Below are 20,934 nucleotides of genomic sequence, written 5' to 3'. Positions count from 1 at the left end.
CGTAGCCTGTGGACCATGGCGTACGACGAGACCGGTACGGACGGTGTTGCCGTCCTCGCTGCGCACGGCTTGACCGCCGACCAGGTCGCCGAGCGGGTGGCCGCAGGCAAGACCAACGACGTGCCGGACCGCGCCAGCCGGTCGATCCGCGACATCGTGCGCGCCAACGTCTTCACCCGGATCAACGCGATCCTCGGCATACTGTTCGTCATCGTTCTGGCGACGGGTTCGATCATCGACGGGATGTTCGGGCTGCTCATCATCGCGAACAGTGGCATCGGCATCATCCAGGAGATACGCGCCAAGCGGACTCTGGACGAACTTGCCATCGTCAGCCAGACCAAACCGGTGGTGCGCCGCAACGGATCGGCCGTTGCGATGGCGCCTCGGGAGGTGGTGCTCGACGACCTCATCGAGCTGGGATCGGGCGACCAGATCGTCGTCGACGGTGTCGTGGTGGAGGCGAGCGCGCTCGACATCGACGAATCGCTGCTCACCGGCGAGGCCGACCCGGTGCACAAGGCGGTGGGTGATCCGGTTCTGTCGGGGAGTTTCGTTGCCGCCGGCAGCGGCTGCTACCGGGCGACGAAGGTCGGCAGTGACGCCTATGCCGCGAAACTGGCGGAGGAGGCCAGTAAGTTCACACTCGTACATTCGGAGTTACGCAGCGGCATCGACACGATTCTGAAGTTCATCACGTACCTGATGATTCCGGCGGGGCTGCTCATCATCTACAACCAGCTGTTCTCGAGCGGTCAGGCGTTGCGACCGGCGTTGAACGGCATGGTGGCCGCGCTGGTGCCGATGGTGCCCGAGGGGCTCGTGCTGATGACGTCGATCGCGTTCGCCGTCGGCGTGGTCCGGCTCGGCCGGCGTCAGTGTCTGGTGCAGGAGTTGCCCGCCATCGAAGGGCTCGCCCGGGTCGACGTGGTGTGCGCCGACAAGACGGGCACGCTCACCGAGAACGGGATGCGCCTGTCCGAATTGCGTTGCGCCCTGGCCGAAGATGCCGGTCCGGCCGGCGCCGCACTCGCTGCCCTGGCCGCCGACGATCCACGCCCCAACGCCAGTGTCCTGGCGATCAAGGAGGCGTTCCCCGACGATCCCGGCTGGGGCGACGCCACGGCTGAGGCGCCGTTCTCCTCGGCGAAGAAATGGAGCGGACAGTCGTACGGTTCCCACGGGAACTGGGTGCTCGGCGCACCGGACGTTCTCCTGGACCCGGGCAGCGCCATGGCACGGGAGGCGGAGCGTGCGGGTGCGTCGGGACTGCGGGTGCTGCTCCTCGGCAGCGGCGACGTTCCGGTCGACCATCCGGCGGCGTCGGGGGTCGTCACGCCTCGCGCCCTCGTGATCCTCGAGCAGCGGGTGCGACCCGATGCGCGCGGCACCCTCGAGTACTTCGCGGGTCAGAACGTCACGGTCAAGGTGATTTCCGGCGACAACGCCGTGTCGGTCGGTGCCGTGGCCGGATCGCTCGGCCTTCCGGGTGGGAACCGACCCGTGGACGCCCGCACCCTGCCGTCGGAACCCGAGGCCCTCGCCGATGTTCTCGAGGAATCCACCACGTTCGGCCGGGTGCGGCCGGATCAGAAGCGGGAAATGGTGGCAGCGTTGCAATCTCGCGGCCACACGGTGGCGATGACGGGTGACGGTGTCAACGATGTTCTCGCGCTCAAGGACGCCGACATCGGCGTGTCGATGGGATCGGGAAGCCCCGCGACGCGGGCGGTGGCACAGATCGTGTTGCTGGACAACAAGTTCGCCACATTGCCGTACGTGGTCGGTGAGGGTCGCCGGGTGATCGGCAACATCGAACGCGTCTCCAACCTCTTCCTCACCAAGACCGTCTACTCGGTGTTGCTGGCGTTCCTGATCGGCCTGACGGGTGCGCTGTCGCAGATGTTCGATTTCGAACCGGTCCCATACCCCTTCCTGCCGAGGCATGTGACCATCGCGGCCTGGTTCACCATCGGTATCCCCGCATTCATCCTCTCGCTGGCTCCCAACAACGAACGTGCCCGCTCCGGCTTCGTCCCACGGGTGATGCGGCTGGCGGTGCCGTCGGGCGTCATCATCGGTGTCACCACGTTCATTTCGTACCTCCTGGTCTACGCCGGGCCCGAGCAGACCCAGACGCAGAAGGTGCAGGCGGGTACGTCGGCACTGATCACACTCATCATGATCGCGCTGTGGGTGCTCGCCGTCGTCGCACGCCCGTACGTGTGGTGGAAGCTGGTCCTGATCTTCGGGTCCGTCGCGGCGTACCTCGTCCTGTTCGCCCTCCCGTTCACGCGGACGTTCTTCGAGCTCGACCCGACCAACGTGGCTGCCACCACGTCGGCGCTCACCTGCGGTCTCGTCGGGGTGGTTCTCGTGGAGGTGGCGTGGTGGGTGACGGGCCGCCTCCACGGAGAGCATCGACGACTTTTCGCGCCACCGGCGGATCTGCCGGGCCGCCGCTGAGGGCGGTGGCTCGCGCCCTGATGACGGGACCGTTGGCGTCCCCGGCTCGATGCTGTGAGACTGGGTGCGCTGCGAGTGTTCGATCTCGCGCAGACGCTATGTGCGCAAGCACAGAGGAGGAAGAACGATGAGTTTTGCCGACACACTGAAGGGCCTGCTGGGCAAGGGGAAGGCTGCGGCCTCGCAGAACGCGGACAAGGTTCACGGCGCCATCGACAAGGCTGCCGACCTCGCGAACAGCAAGACCGGTCGCAAGTACAGCGACAAGATCGACAAGGCTGCCGACGCGGCGAAGAAGGCAGTTCCTCCGAAGGAGTGACCACCCTTCCCACGAGACCTGTCCGGGCCCCGGTTCTCGAACCGGGGCCCGGACGCGTCCGCGGTGATGAGCCGCGAGCTCGGGGCGGGCACGGCACAATCGAACTGTGAACGGCGTCCTCGTGCTTCTCGTCATCATCGCGGCCATCGCGGTGACGAGTCTCGCCAAGCGCCGCGATCTGCAGCCGCCCCTCGTTCTGGTCACGATCGGCGCGATCGCCTCCTTCATTCCCGGCCTTCCGCGCCTCGAACTCGACCCCGAGGCCATCCTCGGAGTCGTGCTGCCGCCCCTGTTGTACTCGGCGGCCCTCAAATTCTCGGTGGCCACCTTCCGTCGCCACCTCGGGCCGATTCTGCGGCTCGGCATCTTCACCGTGCTGGCCACGGCATTCGCCGTCGCGTTCTTCGCCTCGTGGTTGTCGCCCGAGCTGACGTTGGGGGCTGCACTGGTACTCGGGGCGGTGGTCGCGCCGACGGACGCGGTCAGCGCTGTCGCCGTTGGCCGCCGACTGGGGCTGCCGAATCGGGTGATCGCCATTCTCACCGGTGAGGGCCTGGTGAACGATGCCACCGCTCTGACACTGTTCGCCGTGGCCGTCTCGGCCGTGGTCGGAACGGATGTACCGGTTCACCCGGTGTTGTTCTTCGCCTACGAGGTGATCGGTGGAGTGCTCGTCGGGCTGGTCCTCGCCAAGATCGTCGAGTGGGTGCGGCGCCGCATGTACGACTCGCCACTGGAAACGGTCCTGGGGCTGATGCTTCCCTTCGCGGCGTACCTCGCCGCCGGGCAACTGCACGCCTCCGGCGTTCTCGCGGTGGTTACGGCTGGATTCCTGATGGGCCACAAGGCAACCGACGCCTCGGTCTCCACCCGCATACAGGAGCGGTCCCTCTGGGAAAGCGTGGATCTCGTGCTCGAGATGTTCGTGTTCGCCTACATGGGGTTGCAACTCAAGTTCGTCATCGTCGACGTCCGCGACAACGGATTGCCGGTGCACCACATCTTCTTCTACGGGTTCGCGGTCCTCGTCGTGGTGATGGCGGTGCGGCCGGCGTGGATACTGCTGCACCGGTTTCGCCGCCACATCGGTCTGGTGGTACGTACACCGGGCGACACCGTGGAACTCGGCTGGCGCGAAAGCCTTGTCGTGTCGTGGGCCGGCATGCGCGGAGTCGTCACGATCGCGGCAGCGGCGGGGATTCCGATGACGGTCGCGAGCGGAGCCCCTTTCCCGGGACGGGAAGTCATCCAGGCCATCGCCTTCGTCGTCGCGGTGGGAACCCTGCTCATCCAGGGCGCCACCATGCCGTTGCTGATTCGAATGCTAGATCTGGCAGACCCCCTCGAACGTCAACGGGAAGAGGAACAGGTGAAGCACGCGCGCACCATTTCACGCGAGGCGGGCGAACGGTTTCTCGACGACTGCGCCGAGCATCCGCCCTCGGGAATCGACTCCGCAGAGGTGACCGACATTCTGTCGCGGGTACGCCGGTCGATGCGGGCACGCCTGCAGGCCGAAGAAGCGGAAGAGCCCGGCGAGAAGGCGCGGGCCGGCGTGGTGTTCGACGACATCCGCCGGGCAGCGCTGCGTGCGCAGCGGCAGGCGTTGATCGATGCCCGTGACGCGGGCAGTCTCGACGACGAGGTAATGCGTACCGTATTGGAAAGCCTCGACGTGGAAGAGGCTGCAGCAGAAGAGCGGGTCCGACGGCGTCGAGAATGGGGTGCGCGATGACAGGTCGGTCGAGGCGGCGTGCGGGATGGCCCGTGATCTTCGCCCTCACCGGGGTCGTAGTGCTCGCAGCGTGCGGCGCAGACGGGGCGACCGTCCCGCCGCCCTCCGCCCCCGCAGCGACCTCCACCCCCGCGTTGCCACCGGCCCCCACCGGGGACGACCGCGGCGCGCTCACCGTGCAGACCCCCGTGGCCGGCATCGACCCGGCGATCACGAATCTGGGAGCAACGGCAACCCGCGTCGTCTATCGGTCGACGTCGGGTGTCGACGGGGCCGGTACCGAAGTGGTGGGCACCGTGTTCACACCGGCAGGACCCGCTCCCGAGGGCGGTTGGTCGGTGGTCACCGTGGGGCACGGCACCACCGGGGTCACCGACGACTGCGCGCCGTCGGCGTCACCGACGCTGTCGGGCACCACCGGACTCGTGGTGCCGCTCCTGCAGAGGGGGTATGTGGTGACCGTCAGCGATTACCAAGGTCTCGGCACCGACGGCCCGCACCCCTACCTCGAACCCGTCACCGCGGCATACAACCTCATCGACGCCGTCCGCGCGGCCCGCAACGTGGTGCCCGAGGCCTCGACGCGCTGGGCGGCCCTCGGGGTTTCCCAGGGCGGTCAGGCGTCGTGGGCGGCGGCCGAACACGCGGACGACTACGGGGACGGGCTCGAATTCGTGGGTTCGGCCAACCTGTCGCCCGCGGCTGATCTGTCGGGCATCATGGCGGAGGGAACCGCAGCCCCGTTGTCGTTGCCGCAGAAGATGTTCCTGCCGTACCTACTCGAGGGGCTCTCGGTGCTCCATCCGGACCTCGATCCGGCCGACTACATGCGCGGCGCGCTCGCCGACAATCAGGAGATCACGCTGTCGTGCGTCACGGCGAGACTCTCCGAGAAGTGGACTGTGGCAACCCAGCTCACTCCGGTGGACACCGGACCGCGCACGGAGGCCGCCGCCGAACGGATGAACGGCTGGCTCGAGGAGATCGCACTGCCACGCGAGCGCGCCGAAGGCCCGATGCTCGTCGTGGTCGGTGAGCGAGACAATCTCATTCTGCCGCAATGGACTTCGGAAGCCGTCGACAACGCGTGTGCGCAGGGCGACGTCATCGAGTTCGAATCCCGACCCGGGGAGGGTCACGCCGACGGACGCGCCGTGCCCGGTGCGGTGCAATGGATTGCCGATCGCTTCGCCGGTGAGCAGGCGCCGAACACCTGTGACGGCGGCGCACGGTGAGCGGATCGGTGATCGACCGACTGCGGGCGTTGTGCCTGGCGTTGCCCGAGGCGACCGAACGCGTCAGTCACGGAGAACCCGCATGGTTCGTCCGCCGGTCACCCCAATTCGCGACTCTCGCAGACCATCACCACGACGACCGCTTGTCGTTCTGGGCCGCCGCTCCCGCAGGCGCGCAGCAGGACTGGGTTCGGCGCGACGAGGAGCGCTTCTTCGTGCCGCCGTACGTCGGCGGGCGCGGGTGGGTAGGCGTGTACCTCGACGTGCCGCAGGATTGGCGCGACCTCGCCGACATCGTCGAGGAGGCCTACCGCACCGTGGCCCCGAAAACGCTGGTCGCTCGACTGGACGCCGGACAATGAGCCGTCGCGGGCTGCTGCAATGGTTGCGGGCGAGGCAGGAGCTGACCACACCCACCGAACGAGCGGTCCACACCACCTTGCACACGGCGTCGCTGGCGGCCGGATCGTTGCGGCAGGGACTCGACGAGACCTCGGCGCAGGAGGCGGCGCCGCATCTGCGCCTCCTGACGGGTGCCCAGGCGCTCGCGATCTTCGATGCCGCCGGACACCTCCTCGCCTGGAACGGCCCCCACGAGGCGTTGGCGGAACAACTCCACGATGCGGCGAGCCGGGCGGTCGACGGGGAGCGCCGGGTGCTCGTCGCCTACGGCGGACTGGTTCGCAGCGCCGGTGACCACGGGGTGCGGGCGCTGATCGCCCAGCCCCTGCTCATCGAGGCCACCGGCGTGGTGGGAGTGCTCGGGGTGGTCACCACGGAGGACCCGGGGCCCGGCATGCTGGGCGCCGTCACGGAGGTGGCCCGGTATGCGTGCAGTCAGATCGAACTGGCCGACCTGGATGCGTCTCGCGCGCGACTCGACCGCGCCGAGGTGCGGGCGCTGCGCGCACAGATCAGCCCGCACTTCATTTACAACGCGTTGAACACCGTGGCGTCGTTCGTGCGCACCGATCCCGACCGGGCCAGGGAACTGATCCTCGAGTTCGCCGATTTCACCCGGTATTCGTTCCGGTCGGCGGGGGAGTACACCCTGCTGGCGGACGAACTCCGCAACATCGACCGATACCTCACCCTCGAACGTGCCCGATTCGGTGACACGCTGGCCGTCACCCTGCAGGTGGCCCCGGAGGTGCTCAATGTGGTGCTGCCGTTTCTTGCGCTGCAACCGCTGGTGGAGAACGCGGTGCGGCACGGCATCTCCGGCAAACCCGAGGGCGGCACCGTCACCATCGTCGCCGCCGACGAGGGTACGGACTGCGTGATCAGCGTGGAGGACGACGGAATCGGGATGGACCCGGAACTGCTGCGGTCGGGGTCGCTCGACGCGGTCGCCGAGTCGTCCGGCATGAAGGAGGCGGCGCACGTCGGGCTCGCCAACGTCGACGACCGGCTGCGCGCCGCCTTCGGCAACGACTACGGGCTGGTCGTGGAGACCGCGCCCGGGGCGGGCACCAAGGTGAGCATGCGCGTTCCCAAGTTCCGGCAGGGGATCCGCCCGTGACCCGGTGGGGTCCGTGCGAAAATCGGTTTCGTTGTGAATGACACTGACGACATGGCCCCCCGAGCGTCCGGAAGCGACGCGCCGCTCACCGTGCTGGCCGTCGACGACGAGAAACCCGCCCTCGACGAGTTGGCATTCCTGCTGCGCGCGCAGGACGCCGTCGGGGAAATCCGCACCGCAGGGGAGGCCACGACGGCGCTGCGCATCCTCCGGGACGGGAACATCGACGCCGTGTTCCTCGACATCAACATGCCGGGACTCGACGGCCTCGAGCTGGCCGGCATCCTGTCGAACTTCGCGTCGCCCCCACCGGTCGTGTTCGTCACCGCACACGACGACCGGGCTGTGGACGCGTTCGACCTCGGTGCCGTCGACTATCTGCTCAAACCGTTGCGCGAGGAACGTCTCGCCGAGTCCGTGCGGCGGATCGTCGAAGGCCGGCGGCGCCGAAAGGAACCCGCCGCAGCCGGGGCGGTGTCCGACGAGGTGATCCCGGTCGAGCTCGGCGGCGTCACCACTCTGGTACACCGTTCGTCGGTGGAGTGGGTCGAAGCCGACGGTGACTACGCGCGACTGCACACCGCCGACCGTTCACATCTCGTGCGCATTCCGATCTCCGCGCTGGAGGCACGCTGGGCCGAGGCCGGTTTCCTCCGCGTGCACCGTTCCTACCTGGTGTCCCTGCCGCTGGTCACGGGAATTCGCACCGTCGGCAACGGCCTCGTCGTCTGTCTACGCCCGCACGGTGATCTGCCGCCCGTCGAATTGCCGGTCAGTCGACGGCACACGCGAATTCTCAAGGATCGCCTGGTCCGGGCACCGAAACAGTCATGGACCGCGCGATGAGCTCGCCCGAACGGGTTCGAGTGGTGCTGGCGCAGCGGCGTGGGGCCCGCATCGTGCGTACCCGTGTCGAGGTCCAGGAACAGACCGAGGTCGGGGATGCCATGATCCGCGGGCTCGTCCGCGCCCAGCTGTGGCTCGCTGTCCGGCTCGCCGTCTTCGCCGCGGGTGTCCTGTGTGCGGTACCGGTTGTCCTGCTGTCGTTCCCCGCGGTGTCGGAGGCGACCGTGCTGGGGATTCGCCTGCCGTGGGTGGTGCTCGGCGCCCTGGTGTATCCGGTGCTCCTGACCACCGGGTGGGTCTACATCCGGCAGGCCGAGCGCAACGAGCAGGAATTCACCGAACTCGTGGACGACTGAGCACGCCGTGACCACCGACCAGCCGATTCCCTGGCTCACGTTAGCCGGTCTGGCTGCGGCGGCCGTCGCCACCGTGGCCATCGGAATCTACGGCGTGCGGTTGGCCCGCACCACCTCCGACTTCCTGGTCGCCTCGCGTAGCGTCGGCCCGCGCTGGAACGCCGCCGCGATCTCCGGTGAATACCTCTCGGCCGCATCGTTTCTCGGAGTCGCCGGGCTCATCGCCAAGTACGGTGCCGACGCCCTGTGGTACCCGATCGGGTTCACGGCCGGATACCTGGGCCTGCTGCTGTTCGTCGCGGCGCCGCTGAGGAGGTCGGGGGCCTACACGGTGCCCGACTTCGCCGAGTTCCGGCTCGGCTCGGCTCGGGTTCGTACGCTCGCCATGATCGTCGTCGCCGTCATCTGCGCGCTGTACCTCGTCCCGCAGTTCCAGGGGGCCGGCCTCACGCTGAACATCCTCCTCGGCGTCCCCAGCTGGGTCGGAGCGGCGGTGGTCGGGGTCATCGTCATCGCCAACGTGGTGGGCGGCGGCATGCGGTCCGTCACCTTCGTGCAGGCGTTCCAGTACTGGCTCAAACTGACCGCGGTCGCGATACCCGCGCTGGTGTTGTCGGTGTACTTCTTCGCCGACTCCCACGAGTTGGGTGCACCCGCACCGCCCACCGTCGACGAGCAGACCACCGTCGACATCACCACCGACGTCGTCGTGCAGGTTTCGGCCCCCGTGACGGTCGGGGGGTCGGGAACGATCGACGGAGTGGAGAACACGGAAGACGTCACCCTGGCACCCGGTGAACACCATCTCGGCGAGGGCACGTCGATGATCCTCGAAGCGGGGTCGCCCGTACCCGTCGTCGCGGGCGCACCGGCCGACAACTCCGACTGGATTACGCCCGGATGGGGTTTCGGGGGCGGGCACCCGACATATCAGGTGTATTCGCTGATAGTTGCCACATTCCTCGGCACGCTCGGGCTTCCGCACGTCCTGGTCCGGTTCTACACCAATCCCGACGGACGGGCGGCGCGGTTGACGTCCCTCGCCGTCGTCGGACTGCTCGGGGTGTTCTACCTGTTCCCGACGCTGCTCGGCGTGTTCGCGCGGTTGTACGTGCCACAACTGCTGATCACCGGCACCTCCGACGCCGCGGTGCTCCTGCTGCCCGGCTCGGTGTTCTCCGGTTGGGGTGGTCAGCTGCTGGCCGCGCTCGTCGCCGCCGGTGCGATCGCCGCCTTCCTGTCCACGTCGTCCGGACTGCTCGTCAGCATCGCGGGGGTACTGAGCACCGATGTGCTGCGTGGACGGGTCCGCGACTTCCGGATTGCCGCGACCCTCGCCGGGGTCGTGCCACTGGCGCTGTCGTTGGCGGTGACGTCGCTCGACCTGTCCCGGACTGTCGGCCTGGTCTTCGCGGTCGCGGCGTCGACGCTGTGTCCCTTACTCGTCCTCGGCATCTGGTGGCGCGGACTCACCGCGGCCGGGGCGGGCGCCGGGATGGCAGCCGGGGGACTCGTCGCCGGTACTGCCGCCGCTGTCGTCGTGGTGGGCGGCGTCCCCGACGACATCGCCGCCGGCTGGCCCGCCGCGATGGTCGCCTACCCTGCTGTGGTCAGCGTGCCGCTGGCCTTCGCCACGATGGTGCTGGTCAGCAAGATGACGAAGCGTCAGATCCCCGCCGACCTCAGCCGGATCTTCACCCGCATGCACGCCCCCGAGCGCATAGGTGTCGGCTCCGACCGCGAGAGGGAGCTCCGCTCCCCGTGAGTGCTTGACGAGTCTCTGCACTCCTCGAGCACGCACGAGGGGTGGAGCCGCTCGTCGCGGTCGGGTAACCGTTCGGCGCACACTCCGACAGTTCGGCGTGTGACTGCCGCCACACTGTGTTGTTGTGACTCACCTCTCAGTACCGTCGATCTTCAGTTCACTTCACGCGTGCGACCAAGGAGTCAGCAGTGACCACAGCCGATATCAGCGAGGGAGCGTCGCAAAAGCGGCGCACCCCTGATGCGCAAGCCTTCCTCGACATGCAGGCGAGTCCGGAGTTCCAGGAGTTGCGGCGCCGCCTCCGTAGGTTCGTCTTCCCCATGACGGCGTTCTTCCTCGCCTGGTATGCGGCGTATGTGCTCCTGGCCACCTACGCCTCCGACCTCATGGCGACCAAGGTGCTCGGCAACATCAACCTCGGCATCATCCTCGGCCTCGGGCAGTTCGTGACCACCTTCGCGATCACCGCCCTGTACGTGCGGTTCGCGAACCGGGAACTCGATCCCCGATCCGCCGCCATCCGTGAAGAGCTGGAAGGACCCGTGAAGTGATCAACACCCTCGCGGCCGGTACCGACGTCGGTAACCCGCTCCTCAATATCGCGATCTTCGCGGCCTTCGTCGTGATCACGATGACCATCGTGATCCGTGCGAGCCGCACCACCAAGAAGGCCTCGGACTTCTACACCGGTGGCGGTCAGTTCTCCGGACCGCAGAACGGTTTCGCCATCGCCGGCGACTACCTGTCGGCGGCGTCGTTCCTCGGTATCGCGGGTGCCATCGCGGTGTACGGGTACGACGGATTCCTGTACTCGGTGGGCTTCCTCGTCGCCTGGCTGGTGGCTCTGCTCCTGGTCGCCGAACTCCTCCGCAACACCGGCCGATTCACGATGGCGGACGTGCTGAGCTTCCGGCTGAAGCAGCGCCCGGTGCGCATGGCCGCGGCGCTCTCCACGCTCGTGGTGTCGCTGTTCTACCTGCTCGCGCAGATGGCGGGCGCCGGCGGACTCGTCGCGCTACTGCTCAACATCGACGGCAAGGTAGGCCAGGCCATCGTTGTCGCCGTTGTCGGTGCGTTGATGATCGTCTATGTGCTCGTCGGTGGCATGAAGGGCACCACCTACGTGCAGATGGTCAAGGCGGTGCTGCTCGTCCTCGGTGCCGGTGTCATGTTCTTCCTCGTCCTGTTCGCGGTGCGCGGCAACTTCTCCCAGCTGCTCGCCGACGCGCAGGCCACCGCCGCCGGTTCCACGAACGAGGCAATCGCGGGCCGTGACATGCTCAGTCCCGGTGCCAAGTACGGCATCAGCTCGATGAGCAAGCTCGACTTCATCTCGCTCGGTATCGCGCTGGTTCTGGGAACCGCCGGCCTTCCGCACGTATTGATGCGGTTCTACACGGTCCCCACCGCCAAGGAAGCTCGCCGCTCGGTCACCTGGGCAATCGGACTGATCGGCGCGTTCTACCTGTTCACGCTGGTCCTTGGTTACGGCGCCGCCAAGATGGTCGGACCGGACGCCATCCTCGCCGCACCCGGCGGTGAGAACGCGGCCGCGCCGCTGCTCGCATTCGAACTGGGCGGCACCATCTTCCTCGCAGTCATCTCCGCGGTCGCGTTCGCGACCATCCTCGCAGTGGTCGCAGGCCTGGCGATCACGGCCTCGGCATCGTTCGCCCACGACATCTACGCCAGTGTCATCAAGCGCGGTAACGCCTCCGAGGAGTCGCAGGTACGGGTGTCGCGCATTACCGTCGTCGTGATCGGCGTCGTGTCGATCATCCTGGGCATACTCGCGATGGGGCAGAACATCGCGTTCCTGGTGGCGCTCGCATTCGCCGTCGCCGCTTCGGCCAACCTGCCGACGCTGCTGTACTCCCTGTTCTGGAAGAAGTTCAACACCACCGGTGCGCTGTTCAGCATCTACGGCGGCCTCGTCAGCTGCCTCGTGTTGATCGTCTTCTCCCCGGCGGTGTCCGGCAAGAAGTCGTCGATGTTCCCGTCCGCCGACTTCGACTTCTTCCCGCTGGCCAACCCCGGCATCGTGTCCATCCCGCTCGCGTTCCTGCTGGGCGCTGTCGGCACCTACATCGGTCGCAGCAATGCGGAGGATCCCGCCAAGCAGGCGGAGATGGAGGTCCGTTCACTCACCGGTGTCGGCGTGGAGAAGGCCGTCTCGCACTGATCCCGCCTGTGAGTACTTCTTAACCGCCCGCGGTTAAGAAGTACTCACAGGCGGCTAGGCTGCAGCGATGGCGAAACTTACGGTCGAGACGGACGTCCCGCTGACTCCCCAGGACACCTGGGACAAGGCATCGAATCTGCAGGAGTTCGACAAGTGGTTCGTGGTGCACGACGGCTGGCGCAGCGAGCTTCCCGAAACGCTCACCGCTGGTACGGTTCTCAGCTCCGTCGTCACGGTCAAGGGGTTGCGGAACCGGGTGAAGTGGACCATCAAGGAATATGACGCTCCGCGGCGACTGGTCCTGAAGGGTGACGGGAAGGGCGGCGTGAAGCTCGGCCTCACGCTGGAAGTGAAGGCGAAGGGTGGCGGCTCCGAGGTCGTGTTCACCATCGAGCTGGGCGGCGCGCCGCTGTTCGGACCCATCGGCTCCGGTGTCGCGAAGGCACTGAAGGGCGACATCGAGAAGTCGCTGCAGACGTTCGTGGAGCTGTACGGCTGATCGACACACCTGCCGGACCCGGAATCGGAGCGAGGAAAATCCTCCCGCAGCGCACAATATGTATGTATTGGCGGCGGAAGGGTGTCGATGGCGAACACGGGAACCCGGCAGGTGACGGTCGACGGACATCGGCTGTCGCTGACCAACCTGGACAAGGTCCTCTACCCCGAGTCGGGCACCACCAAGCGTGAGGTGATCGAGTACTACACGCGAATCGCGCCTGCGATGATTCCCCACATCCTCGATCGGGCTGCCACCCGTAAACGTTGGCCGAACGGCGTGGAGAGCGACCCGTTCTTCGAGAAGAACCTGGCCGCTTCGGCCCCTGCCTGGCTGGAACGACGGGCCCTGGAACACTCCGACCGTTCCGTGCACTATCCGATTCTCAACTCTGTGGCGGCGCTCGCCTGGGCGGGTCAGCAGGCCGCGCTAGAAATCCACGTGCCGCAGTGGCGATTCGACGGGTCGCGGCGCGGACCGGCCACCCGGATCGTGTTCGACCTCGACCCGGGACCGGGCGTCGGTCTGCCGGAATGCGCCGAGGTTGCCCGCGCCGTCCGGGACCTCGTAGCGGAGCTCGGCTGGACCGCCTTCCCGGTGACGAGCGGCAGCAAGGGCATTCACCTGTATGTGCCCCTCGACCGGAAGTTGGAGGGGTCGGGGGCGTCGACCGTCGCGAAGCAGGTGGCGACGGGCCTGGAGAAGCTGATGCCCGAACTGGTCACCGCCACGATGGCCAAAGCGGTTCGCGCCGGGAAGGTGTTCGTCGACTGGAGTCAGAACAATCCGTCGAAGACAACCATCGCGCCGTACTCGTTGCGGGGACGACCGCAGCCGTTGGTCGCGGCGCCCCGCAGCTGGGACGAACTCGACGATCCGGAGTTACGGCAGTTGAGCTTCACGGAAGTGCTCGAGCGGTGGGAAACCGACGGTGACCTACTGGCCGATCTCGACCCGCCGTGGGAGAACGAGGCGACGCTGGCAGACTATCGCCGCAAGCGCGACCCGAGCCGAACCCCGGAACCGATGCCGGACAAGGTCAACCCCGGTGCGGGCAACAGTTTCGTCATTCAAGAACATCATGCCCGGCGCCTGCACTACGACCTCCGGCTGGAGCGCGAAGGTGTTCTGGTGTCGTGGGCGGTGCCGAAGAATGTGCCCACCTCCACCGGTGAGAACCGGTTGGCCGTCCACACCGAGGATCACCCGCTCGAATACCTGACCTTCTCGGGCACCATCCCGAAGGGGGAGTACGGCGGCGGAACCATGACGATCTGGGACACCGGCACGTACGACGTCGAGAAGTGGCGCGACGACGAAGTGATCGTGCAGTTGCACGGCGAGCAGGTGGAGGGTCGTTTCGCGCTGATCCGCACCAAAGGTGATCAGTGGTTGATGCATTTGATGAAGGACCAGTCGACAGGGGAATCGACATCCGCCGAACTGCCACGGGATCTTTCACCGATGTTGGCGACGCCGGGCACCCTCGACGGGCTCGATCCAGCCGAATGGGCTTTCGAGGGTAAATGGGACGGCATCAGAGTGATCGCCGAGATCGGTGGGGGAGAACTGCGTCTGCGCAGCCGGGCAGGTAACGACAAGACCCGCGACTACCCTGGATTGGGCTGGCTTGCAGACGCTCTCGCCGACCACGACGTCGTGCTCGACGGTGAGGTGGTCGCCTTCGATCGGCACGGAATCACCAGTTTCGGCCTGCTCCAACAAGGAAACGAACCCCACTTCCTGGCGTTCGACGTGCTGTACCTGGACGGTGTGTCGTTGCTGCGAAAGAAGTACACCGACCGCCGTCGGGTGCTCGAAGCCCTCGCCGAGAAAGTTGACGACCTCGTGGTGCCGCCGCAGCTACACGGTACGGCGGAGGAGGCGCTGGAGGAGAGTGGCCGCCGCGGTTGGGAAGGTGTGGTGGCCAAACGTCGTGAGTCCGTGTACTTGCCGGGCAAGCGTGGGTCGAGCTGGATCAAGGTGAAGAACTGGCGGACCCAGGAAGCGGTGATAGGAGGTTGGCGGCGCGGGCAGGGCGGCCGTTCCCGGGGGATCGGTTCCATCCTTCTCGGAATCCCCCAGGACGGCGGACTGCGCTACGTGGGCCGGGTGGGTACCGGATTCACCCAGCGCGACCTCGACGAACTCGCATCCACCCTCGGTCCGCTCGAGACCGAAACCAGCCCCTTCGTCGACGACCTCCCGACCGCGGACCGTAAAGGTGCGGTGTGGGTGAAACCCACCCTGGTGGGGGAGGTGCGATTCATGGAATGGACCGGCGCCGGACGACTACGACACCCGAGTTGGCGTGGGTTGCGGGAAGACAAGCGTCCGGCGGATGTGGTGGACGAATCGTAGCGCTCCGATCCACTCACTCGCCGACAGTCGTTCCGCCCACGGACCCGCCCACTCCACCGGGGGCCTGCGGAACGCTCGGCGGCCGGGGCTTCGGTCCGCCACCGGCCGGGAAGGGATCGGTCGCGGGCGAGAGGACTTCGTCGTCGATCTTCCCGGGGAAGGGGAACGGGCGCTTCGGCGGCTTGACCGGATCCACCACGACCGGCGGTTCGACGACGGGCGGTTCGACGACGGGCGGTTCGACGACGGGCGGTTCGACGACCGGCGGTTTGGCGACGGGCGGTTGTGCGATCGGGGGAATGACGACCGGGGGTGCTGCGACCTGGGGTGCTGCGACCTGGGGCACCCCGACCGGCGGCGCTGCGACCTGGGGTGCCGGCGCGACGACGATCGGTGGGACGACCTCCGGTCCGGGAGCCGCGACCTCGATATCGGCCGCCGCAGTACCCGGATCCACCGCGACGGCACCGGGCACAGCAGCGATACCGGGAAGAACTCGCTGCTGCGAGTTACTCCTGTCGGACGTCGGTGAGGGTGCGCCGTCGATGTGTCCTCCGGTGAGGAGGACGACTGCCGTCCCCACGAACGAGAAGGCAATGGCGGCGGTGGTGCCGAGTGCGATGCGGGTTGCGGTGGTGGTCACGGTGTAGGTCCTCCGGTGGGTAGGGGGTGTGCCGGGCTGATGACTCAAGCGTGCGCTGAAGACGAACGCCGCGACAGCGACCCCAGGGTGACGATCAACCACCCCGTGCGCGGGTAAACCTGCACAGAATCTTCACAGGCTCTGACGGGGATCCGCACGTGCGGGCAATACAGTCGGGGCATGAGCCAGCGAAGAGTGCTCGTCGTCGACGACGAGGCGACGATCTGCGAGTCGGTCGCCGCCAGGTTGCGTGCCGAGGGCTTCGACGTCGTCACGGCCTCGGACGGTCCGGGTGCCGTGGCGGAATGCGAGGCCTCCGAACCGGACCTGCTCGTCCTGGACGTGATGCTGCCCGGATTCGACGGGCTCGAGGTGTGCAGGCGGGTGCAGGCCGCACGGCCGGTTCCCGTGTTGATGCTCACCGCCCGAGCGGACGAAACAGACATGCTCATCGGGCTCGGGGTGGGAGCCGACGACTACCTGAGCAAGCCATTCAGCATGCGGGTGCTCGTGGCCAGGGTGCACGCGCTCGTGCGCCGCGCCGAACGGGCCACCGAGGCCGCCTCCAGCGGACAGGCGGGGATGTCGGTGGGTGATCTCGAGGTGGATCTCGTCGAGCGACGGGTCCGGCGCGGTGACGACGAAATACACCTCACGAGGACGGAGTTCGACCTTCTCGCGCATTTCGCCTCTCGCCCACGGGCTGCCATCTCCCGGGAGTCGCTGCTCGCGGAGGTCTGGGGATGGGGTGACGTGGCCGGCAGCAGGACCGTCGACAGCCACGTCAAGGCCCTGCGCCGCAAACTCCGCGGCGACCTCATCCGCACGGTCCATGGTGTCGGTTACGCGCTGGACGTGCAGAAGTGAGCGCCGGTAACCGGGTCGGTGGCGGACGGATCGTCGACAGGTTGCCCCGACCGCTCGATCCTTTTCGGTCGTTCAAGGTCAAGACCGGGTTACTCGTGGTCGCAGCACTGTTTCTCGCCTCCTTGATGTTCTGGGTGACGGCGCGCTGGCCCTTCCGATACGCGCTCGCCCTGGCGATGCTGGTGTCGTTAGCAGTGACCCAGATCCTCGCGCACGGGATGACCTCGCCCCTGCGAGAGATGACGGCTGCGGCCCGCGCGATGGCGACGGGCGACTACTCCCGCCGGGTCCGGTCGACGTCGAGAGACGAAATCGGTGAACTGGCCCGCGCATTCAACTCCATGGCCGAGGATCTCGAGGCAGCCGACCGCTATCGCCGCGAACTGATCGGCAACGTCTCGCACGGGCTGCGCACACCGATTTCCGCACTGTCGGCACTGCTCGAGAACGTGGTCGACGGTGTGGAAGAACCCGATCCGGCTCGGATGCAGGTGGCACTCGATCAGACCGAGCGGCTGGGCCGGTTGGTCGCCGAACTTCTCGACCTGTCGCGCCTGGAAGAGGGTGCCGTGCAACTCGACCGCGAGCGGTTCCCGGTTCGGGACTTCCTCGAGGATGTGGTTCGTCAGGCGGTGGGACCGGCAGGACCACGGCGGGTGCAAGTGGACGTGCAGCCGTCCGGCCTCTGCGTCGATGCCGATGTCGCGCGACTCCACCAGGCGGTGACGAACCTCGTCGACAACGCTCTTCGGCACGGCTCCGCCCGCACCCAGGTCGTAGTGCGCGGCCGCCCCGCTCCGGAAGAGGGTGGTGTGATCATCGAGGTGGAGGACGACGGCCCCGGCATCAGCCCCGGCGAGCGCTCCCGGGCATTCGAGCGTTTCACACGCGGGGGTTCGACGGATGGGGGAACCGGGCTCGGACTCGCGATCGCACGCTGGGCGGTCGAATTGCACGACGGCCGCATCGAGGTCGTCGACACGGTGCGCGGCTGCTGCATCCGGGTGACCCTGCCCGCCGGTTGACACGAACACACCAGATACGGGACCCACCGGTCCCGCGATGACGCCTGCCCGAATCCGGGTGATGCAAACAGGGAGGACACATGACAATCGCACCTGCCCAACCAGTTCGGCCACGGCGGACACGATCGTGGCCGGGGGGAGTGTGGCGGCGCGACCGCACGTCGATCGCTCCGCGCGCGATCGTCCTCGCCGCCGTCGGAGCCGGCGTGGTCGCTGCTCTCACTCTCCACATCACGGTGGTCGGTCTTGGTTACCTGCTGACCGGTACCGCGATCGCACTGGCGGTCTTCGCGACGCGCAGGGTGAGACCCACAGCTGCGCAGGCAGTTGCAGTAGTCACTGCACTCGCCCTGCTCGCTGTGCTCAGTGTTCGGGGCGCCGGCTGGCTGGCCGCCGTGTGTGTAGCCCTCAGCTGGGTGGTCGGATCCTTCGCCGTGGTCGGAGGCAGAACCTGGACGGGTCTGGCCGCTGGTTCGTTCGCGCTGTGGTTCACCCCGCTGCGGGTGATTCGCTGGACACGACGCGGAGCCTCCCGCTGGAGTTCCGCCGAAAGAGTCTCGCTGCTTCGTGTTTTCGGCGTGGCCGCCGTCAGCGCGGTCCTCCTGCTGGTGTTCGGATCGCTGTTCGCCAGCGCCGATGCGAAGTTCGCCGAACTCCTCGAACAGGCGACACCCTCGGTGGAGGTGTCCAATCCGGTCGGCAGGCTCGTGCTCGGCACGCTCGTGTGCGGTGGGACGCTGGGTGCTGCCTATCTGCTGAGACGCACCCCACGGGTGGACGCGCTCGCCCCCGGTCCTGGTCGACCCGTTGCCCGCTGGGAGTGGGCCTTTCCGCTCGCGCTGCTGAACTTGCTGTTCCTCGGTTTCGTCGCCGTGCAGTTGAGAGTGCTGTTCGGTGGGGACCGGCACGTGTTGACGACAGACGATCTCACGTACGCCGAGTACGCCCGGCAGGGCTTCTGGCAGTTGCTGGCCGTGACGGGGCTGACGCTGCTGGTGATCGCTGTTGCTCTCCGCAAGGCGGCGCGGAGGGAGGCGATCGACCGCACGCTGGTGCGAGTGCTGCTCGGCCTGCTCTGTGTTCTGACGCTCGTCGTCGTCGCATCGGCGGTCGCCCGAATGTCGCTGTACGAGAGTCACTACGGGTACACGCAGCTGCGCCTGCTCGTTCTGGTGACCGAACTATGGCTGGGATTGGTGTTCGTACTGTTGCTCATTGCGGGGCTGCGGTTGTCGGGGCGGTGGTTGCCGTGTGCGGTTCTGGGTTCGGCAGTGTGCGGGGTGCTCCTCCTCGCTGTGGTGGTCGATCCGGACGCCTATATCGCGCAGAAGAACGTCGAACGCTTCGAGGAGACCGGACGCATCGATGTGAGCTACCTGAGACAGTTGTCGGTCGATGCGGTTCCGGCTCTGGATCGACTGCCGGAGCCGGAACGCTCGTGTGCCCTGTATCGGCTCCAGCACGAGGTCGATGAAGGAGCCGAGTGGTACGAGTACAACGCAGCGCGGAACAGGGCCCGCGATCTGTTGGCCGCTCACCCTGTCGGGCGCTGTGATCGGGTCGCGTCGTAGATCGCTGGAACGGCGGATCGTTGCATGCCGGAATGCGCGGGATTGATCCCACGTCGCTCGTCTTCGTTCGAGCACAGGTAGTAGTAGTCGGTGATGGCGTGGACCTGTGCGTACTGCGCCTGCGCGAGTTCGGCCTTCTGCTCTCGTAAGGCGTCGAGCGCCACGATGCCTGGTGGCGTCGCATCTGACCTGTCAGCCCGGGGCGAAGGACGCCAGCACTGTCTTGGTGATGTAGGACGCGGCGTCGCCCGGATCGAGCCGTCCGGCATCGACTTCGGTTGCGGCGCAGTGCACGACACTGTGGAGGACGGCGGCCAACCACGACGTGGGCAGGTCGGTGCGGAACACACCTTCGCTCCGACCGCGCTCGAGGAGCTCCCCGACGGGAACCAGCATCCCGTCGTGGGCGGCACGTATCTGTGCGGCGGGCAGGGTGCGTTCGGCGGCGGCCACCAGTGCACCGGCAGCGGCAGTGAGTGACCAGGAGCCGGCGACGAGCCGGTGTATGGCGTCCCGTGGATCACCGGTGAGGTCGATGGGAGCAAGGGCGTGTTCGGCGGCGGCAAGTGCCCGCGTGACGACTGCGTCGACGAGGTCGGCGCGAGTCGGAAAGTGTCCGTAGAGCGTGACCCGCCCGACGCCGGCGGCTTTCGCGATGTCGCCGATGCTGGCGTCCGGGTCGGAGCTCAGGCATGTGTGAGCTGCGTCGAGGATCGCTTCGATGTTGCGTTCCGCGTCCGCGCGGCGTCGGCCGGACTTCCTGGGTACCTCGCTGGTGCTCGTGGCTCCTCTTCCTCTTGTCGAACAGTTGTGTACAGGTTACGCTGCAAATAAGTTGAACATGCATGTTCGACTTGAGGACTTGGTCGCTGACACGCGAAGGGAAGTCGATATGAGCACCACGGTCACACGGCACGCTCACCACCCGGCCCATTCCGTCCTGCAACGCTGGCCGACCCTGGCTGCCGTCGTATTCGCGATGTTCGTCATGTTCGATGGCGGCACCGATCTCGCGCCGGTCCTCGCCGCCGCCGCTCTCGTGTATCTAGGTGCCGCACTGCTGGGGCGCAGAAGCTCCGCGTGGCCGCTGTTCTTCGGGACGGTCGTAGTGATCACCGCGGGAAAACTGGCGGAGCGTGCCACGGACGTCGGCGTCGACGTCACCTGGGTGCTGTTGGGGTTCGGCGTCATCGGAATTGGCTACGCCGTGGGCCGAGCCGTCATAGGGCACCCGTTTCGGGTGCAGCCTGCAGTACTGGCGATGGCCGCCTACGGTGCAGTGGCGGCCACGGCCGTCGTTGTCGCGCCCACGGTGGGGGCCGTCGTCGTCGGCTCCGGTTTGCTCGCTCATGCGGCGTGGGACCTCTACCACTACCGAGCGAATACGGTGGTCGACCGCTCCCTCGCGGAGTTCTGCGGTGTCCTCGACGCGCTGCTCGGGCTGGCGGTCATCGGCATCGCATGCGCGGCACTCTGAGATGTGAGTAACTGTGCGTCACAACTAGTTTCACTCACCGCTCGTTGGGGGTCAGATTTCGCGCT

20 protein-coding genes are annotated in these 20,934 nt (G+C 67.1%); 17 read left to right on the top strand and 3 right to left on the bottom strand.

The genetic code is table 11. The features are described 5' to 3' along the window. Window positions 1-15 precede the first annotated feature (15 nt). From JQT59_RS31395 to JQT59_RS31335, 13 genes are all read left to right on the top strand, one after another. The gene (locus JQT59_RS31395; protein WP_213573335.1) at window positions 16-2,466 is read left to right on the top strand and encodes an HAD-IC family P-type ATPase; all 2,451 of its coding nucleotides are present in this window, start codon (window positions 16-18) and stop codon (window positions 2,464-2,466) included. A 127-nt stretch (window positions 2,467-2,593) separates the two neighbouring features. Then, window positions 2,594-2,785 (top strand): antitoxin, encoded by a 192-nt coding sequence (locus JQT59_RS31390; protein ID WP_213573334.1) that lies wholly within the window; start codon window positions 2,594-2,596, stop codon window positions 2,783-2,785. 106 nt (window positions 2,786-2,891) lie between these two features. Continuing rightward, on the top strand, window positions 2,892-4,520 hold the full coding sequence (locus tag JQT59_RS31385; protein WP_213573333.1) for a Na+/H+ antiporter: 1,629 nt from the start codon (window positions 2,892-2,894) through the stop codon (window positions 4,518-4,520). Beyond that, on the top strand, window positions 4,517-5,755 hold the full coding sequence (locus JQT59_RS31380) for a lipase family protein (RefSeq protein ID WP_213573332.1): 1,239 nt from the start codon (window positions 4,517-4,519) through the stop codon (window positions 5,753-5,755). The genes JQT59_RS31385 and JQT59_RS31380 overlap by 4 nt, the downstream gene beginning before the upstream one ends. Continuing rightward, a complete protein-coding gene (locus JQT59_RS31375) occupies window positions 5,752-6,117 on the top strand; it encodes an MmcQ/YjbR family DNA-binding protein (protein ID WP_213573331.1) in 366 nt (121 codons plus the stop codon). Before JQT59_RS31380 ends, JQT59_RS31375 begins: the two co-directional genes overlap by 4 nt. Further along, window positions 6,114-7,277 (top strand): sensor histidine kinase, encoded by a 1,164-nt coding sequence (locus JQT59_RS31370; protein ID WP_213573330.1) that lies wholly within the window; start codon window positions 6,114-6,116, stop codon window positions 7,275-7,277. The genes JQT59_RS31375 and JQT59_RS31370 overlap by 4 nt, the downstream gene beginning before the upstream one ends. Window positions 7,278-7,310: 33 nt before the next feature. Beyond that, window positions 7,311-8,123: a LytR/AlgR family response regulator transcription factor gene (locus tag JQT59_RS31365; protein WP_349306992.1), complete on the top strand. Its 813-nt coding sequence runs from the start codon at window positions 7,311-7,313 to the stop codon at window positions 8,121-8,123. Then, window positions 8,108-8,479 carry a hypothetical protein gene (locus JQT59_RS31360; RefSeq protein ID WP_213573328.1) on the top strand — a complete coding sequence of 124 codons (372 nt, stop codon included), beginning with the start codon at window positions 8,108-8,110 and terminating at the stop codon, window positions 8,477-8,479. The genes JQT59_RS31365 and JQT59_RS31360 overlap by 16 nt, the downstream gene beginning before the upstream one ends. Window positions 8,480-8,486: 7 nt before the next feature. Continuing rightward, window positions 8,487-10,244: a sodium/solute symporter gene (locus tag JQT59_RS31355; protein WP_213573327.1), complete on the top strand. Its 1,758-nt coding sequence runs from the start codon at window positions 8,487-8,489 to the stop codon at window positions 10,242-10,244. Window positions 10,245-10,432: 188 nt separating this feature from the next. Then, window positions 10,433-10,795: a DUF485 domain-containing protein gene (locus JQT59_RS31350; protein WP_213573326.1), complete on the top strand. Its 363-nt coding sequence runs from the start codon at window positions 10,433-10,435 to the stop codon at window positions 10,793-10,795. Beyond that, on the top strand, window positions 10,792-12,426 hold the full coding sequence (locus JQT59_RS31345; RefSeq protein ID WP_213573325.1) for a monocarboxylic acid transporter: 1,635 nt from the start codon (window positions 10,792-10,794) through the stop codon (window positions 12,424-12,426). The genes JQT59_RS31350 and JQT59_RS31345 overlap by 4 nt, the downstream gene beginning before the upstream one ends. Before the next feature lie 67 nt (window positions 12,427-12,493). Further along, a complete protein-coding gene (locus tag JQT59_RS31340; protein ID WP_159919961.1) occupies window positions 12,494-12,925 on the top strand; it encodes a type II toxin-antitoxin system Rv0910 family toxin in 432 nt (143 codons plus the stop codon). A gap of 87 nt (window positions 12,926-13,012) precedes the next feature. Continuing rightward, window positions 13,013-15,286 carry an ATP-dependent DNA ligase gene (locus JQT59_RS31335; RefSeq protein WP_213573324.1) on the top strand — a complete coding sequence of 758 codons (2,274 nt, stop codon included), beginning with the start codon at window positions 13,013-13,015 and terminating at the stop codon, window positions 15,284-15,286. A 13-nt stretch (window positions 15,287-15,299) separates the two neighbouring features. Here JQT59_RS31335 and JQT59_RS31330 read toward each other — a convergent pair whose 3' ends face one another. Further along, complete coding sequence (locus JQT59_RS31330) at window positions 15,300-15,929, bottom strand: hypothetical protein (protein WP_249353978.1); 630 nt, start codon at window positions 15,927-15,929, stop codon at window positions 15,300-15,302. Between the two features lie 180 nt (window positions 15,930-16,109). On the opposite strand from JQT59_RS31330, the gene JQT59_RS31325 reads away from it, so the two are divergent. From JQT59_RS31325 to JQT59_RS31315, 3 genes are all read left to right on the top strand, one after another. After that, window positions 16,110-16,796, top strand: a complete 687-nt coding sequence (locus JQT59_RS31325; protein ID WP_213573323.1) for a response regulator transcription factor — start codon at window positions 16,110-16,112, stop codon at window positions 16,794-16,796. Next, the gene (locus JQT59_RS31320) at window positions 16,793-17,821 is read left to right on the top strand and encodes a HAMP domain-containing sensor histidine kinase (RefSeq protein ID WP_249353976.1); all 1,029 of its coding nucleotides are present in this window, start codon (window positions 16,793-16,795) and stop codon (window positions 17,819-17,821) included. The genes JQT59_RS31325 and JQT59_RS31320 overlap by 4 nt, the downstream gene beginning before the upstream one ends. 80 nt (window positions 17,822-17,901) lie before the next feature. Then, window positions 17,902-19,392: a DUF4153 domain-containing protein gene (locus JQT59_RS31315; protein WP_213573322.1), complete on the top strand. Its 1,491-nt coding sequence runs from the start codon at window positions 17,902-17,904 to the stop codon at window positions 19,390-19,392. On the opposite strand, the gene JQT59_RS31310 is transcribed toward JQT59_RS31315, so the two are convergent. After that, window positions 19,356-19,556, bottom strand: a complete 201-nt coding sequence (locus tag JQT59_RS31310) for a hypothetical protein (protein WP_213573321.1) — start codon at window positions 19,554-19,556, stop codon at window positions 19,356-19,358. The two genes, JQT59_RS31315 and JQT59_RS31310, sit on opposite strands and share 37 nt — an antisense overlap. Window positions 19,557-19,584: 28 nt before the next feature. Next, a complete protein-coding gene (locus JQT59_RS38495) occupies window positions 19,585-20,106 on the bottom strand; it encodes a TetR/AcrR family transcriptional regulator (RefSeq protein ID WP_502939888.1) in 522 nt (173 codons plus the stop codon). A gap of 178 nt (window positions 20,107-20,284) precedes the next feature. Here JQT59_RS38495 and JQT59_RS31300 point away from each other — a divergent pair, with 178 nt between their 5' ends. After that, a complete protein-coding gene (locus JQT59_RS31300; protein WP_213573320.1) occupies window positions 20,285-20,869 on the top strand; it encodes a hypothetical protein in 585 nt (194 codons plus the stop codon). Window positions 20,870-20,934 lie beyond the last annotated feature (65 nt).

Origin of the sequence: Rhodococcus sp. USK13, assembly GCF_018343855.1 — a bacterium.
GTDB classification, from domain to species: domain Bacteria; phylum Actinomycetota; class Actinomycetes; order Mycobacteriales; family Mycobacteriaceae; genus Rhodococcus_F; species Rhodococcus_F oxybenzonivorans.
This window is presented reverse-complemented; position numbering and strand designations above follow the sequence as displayed.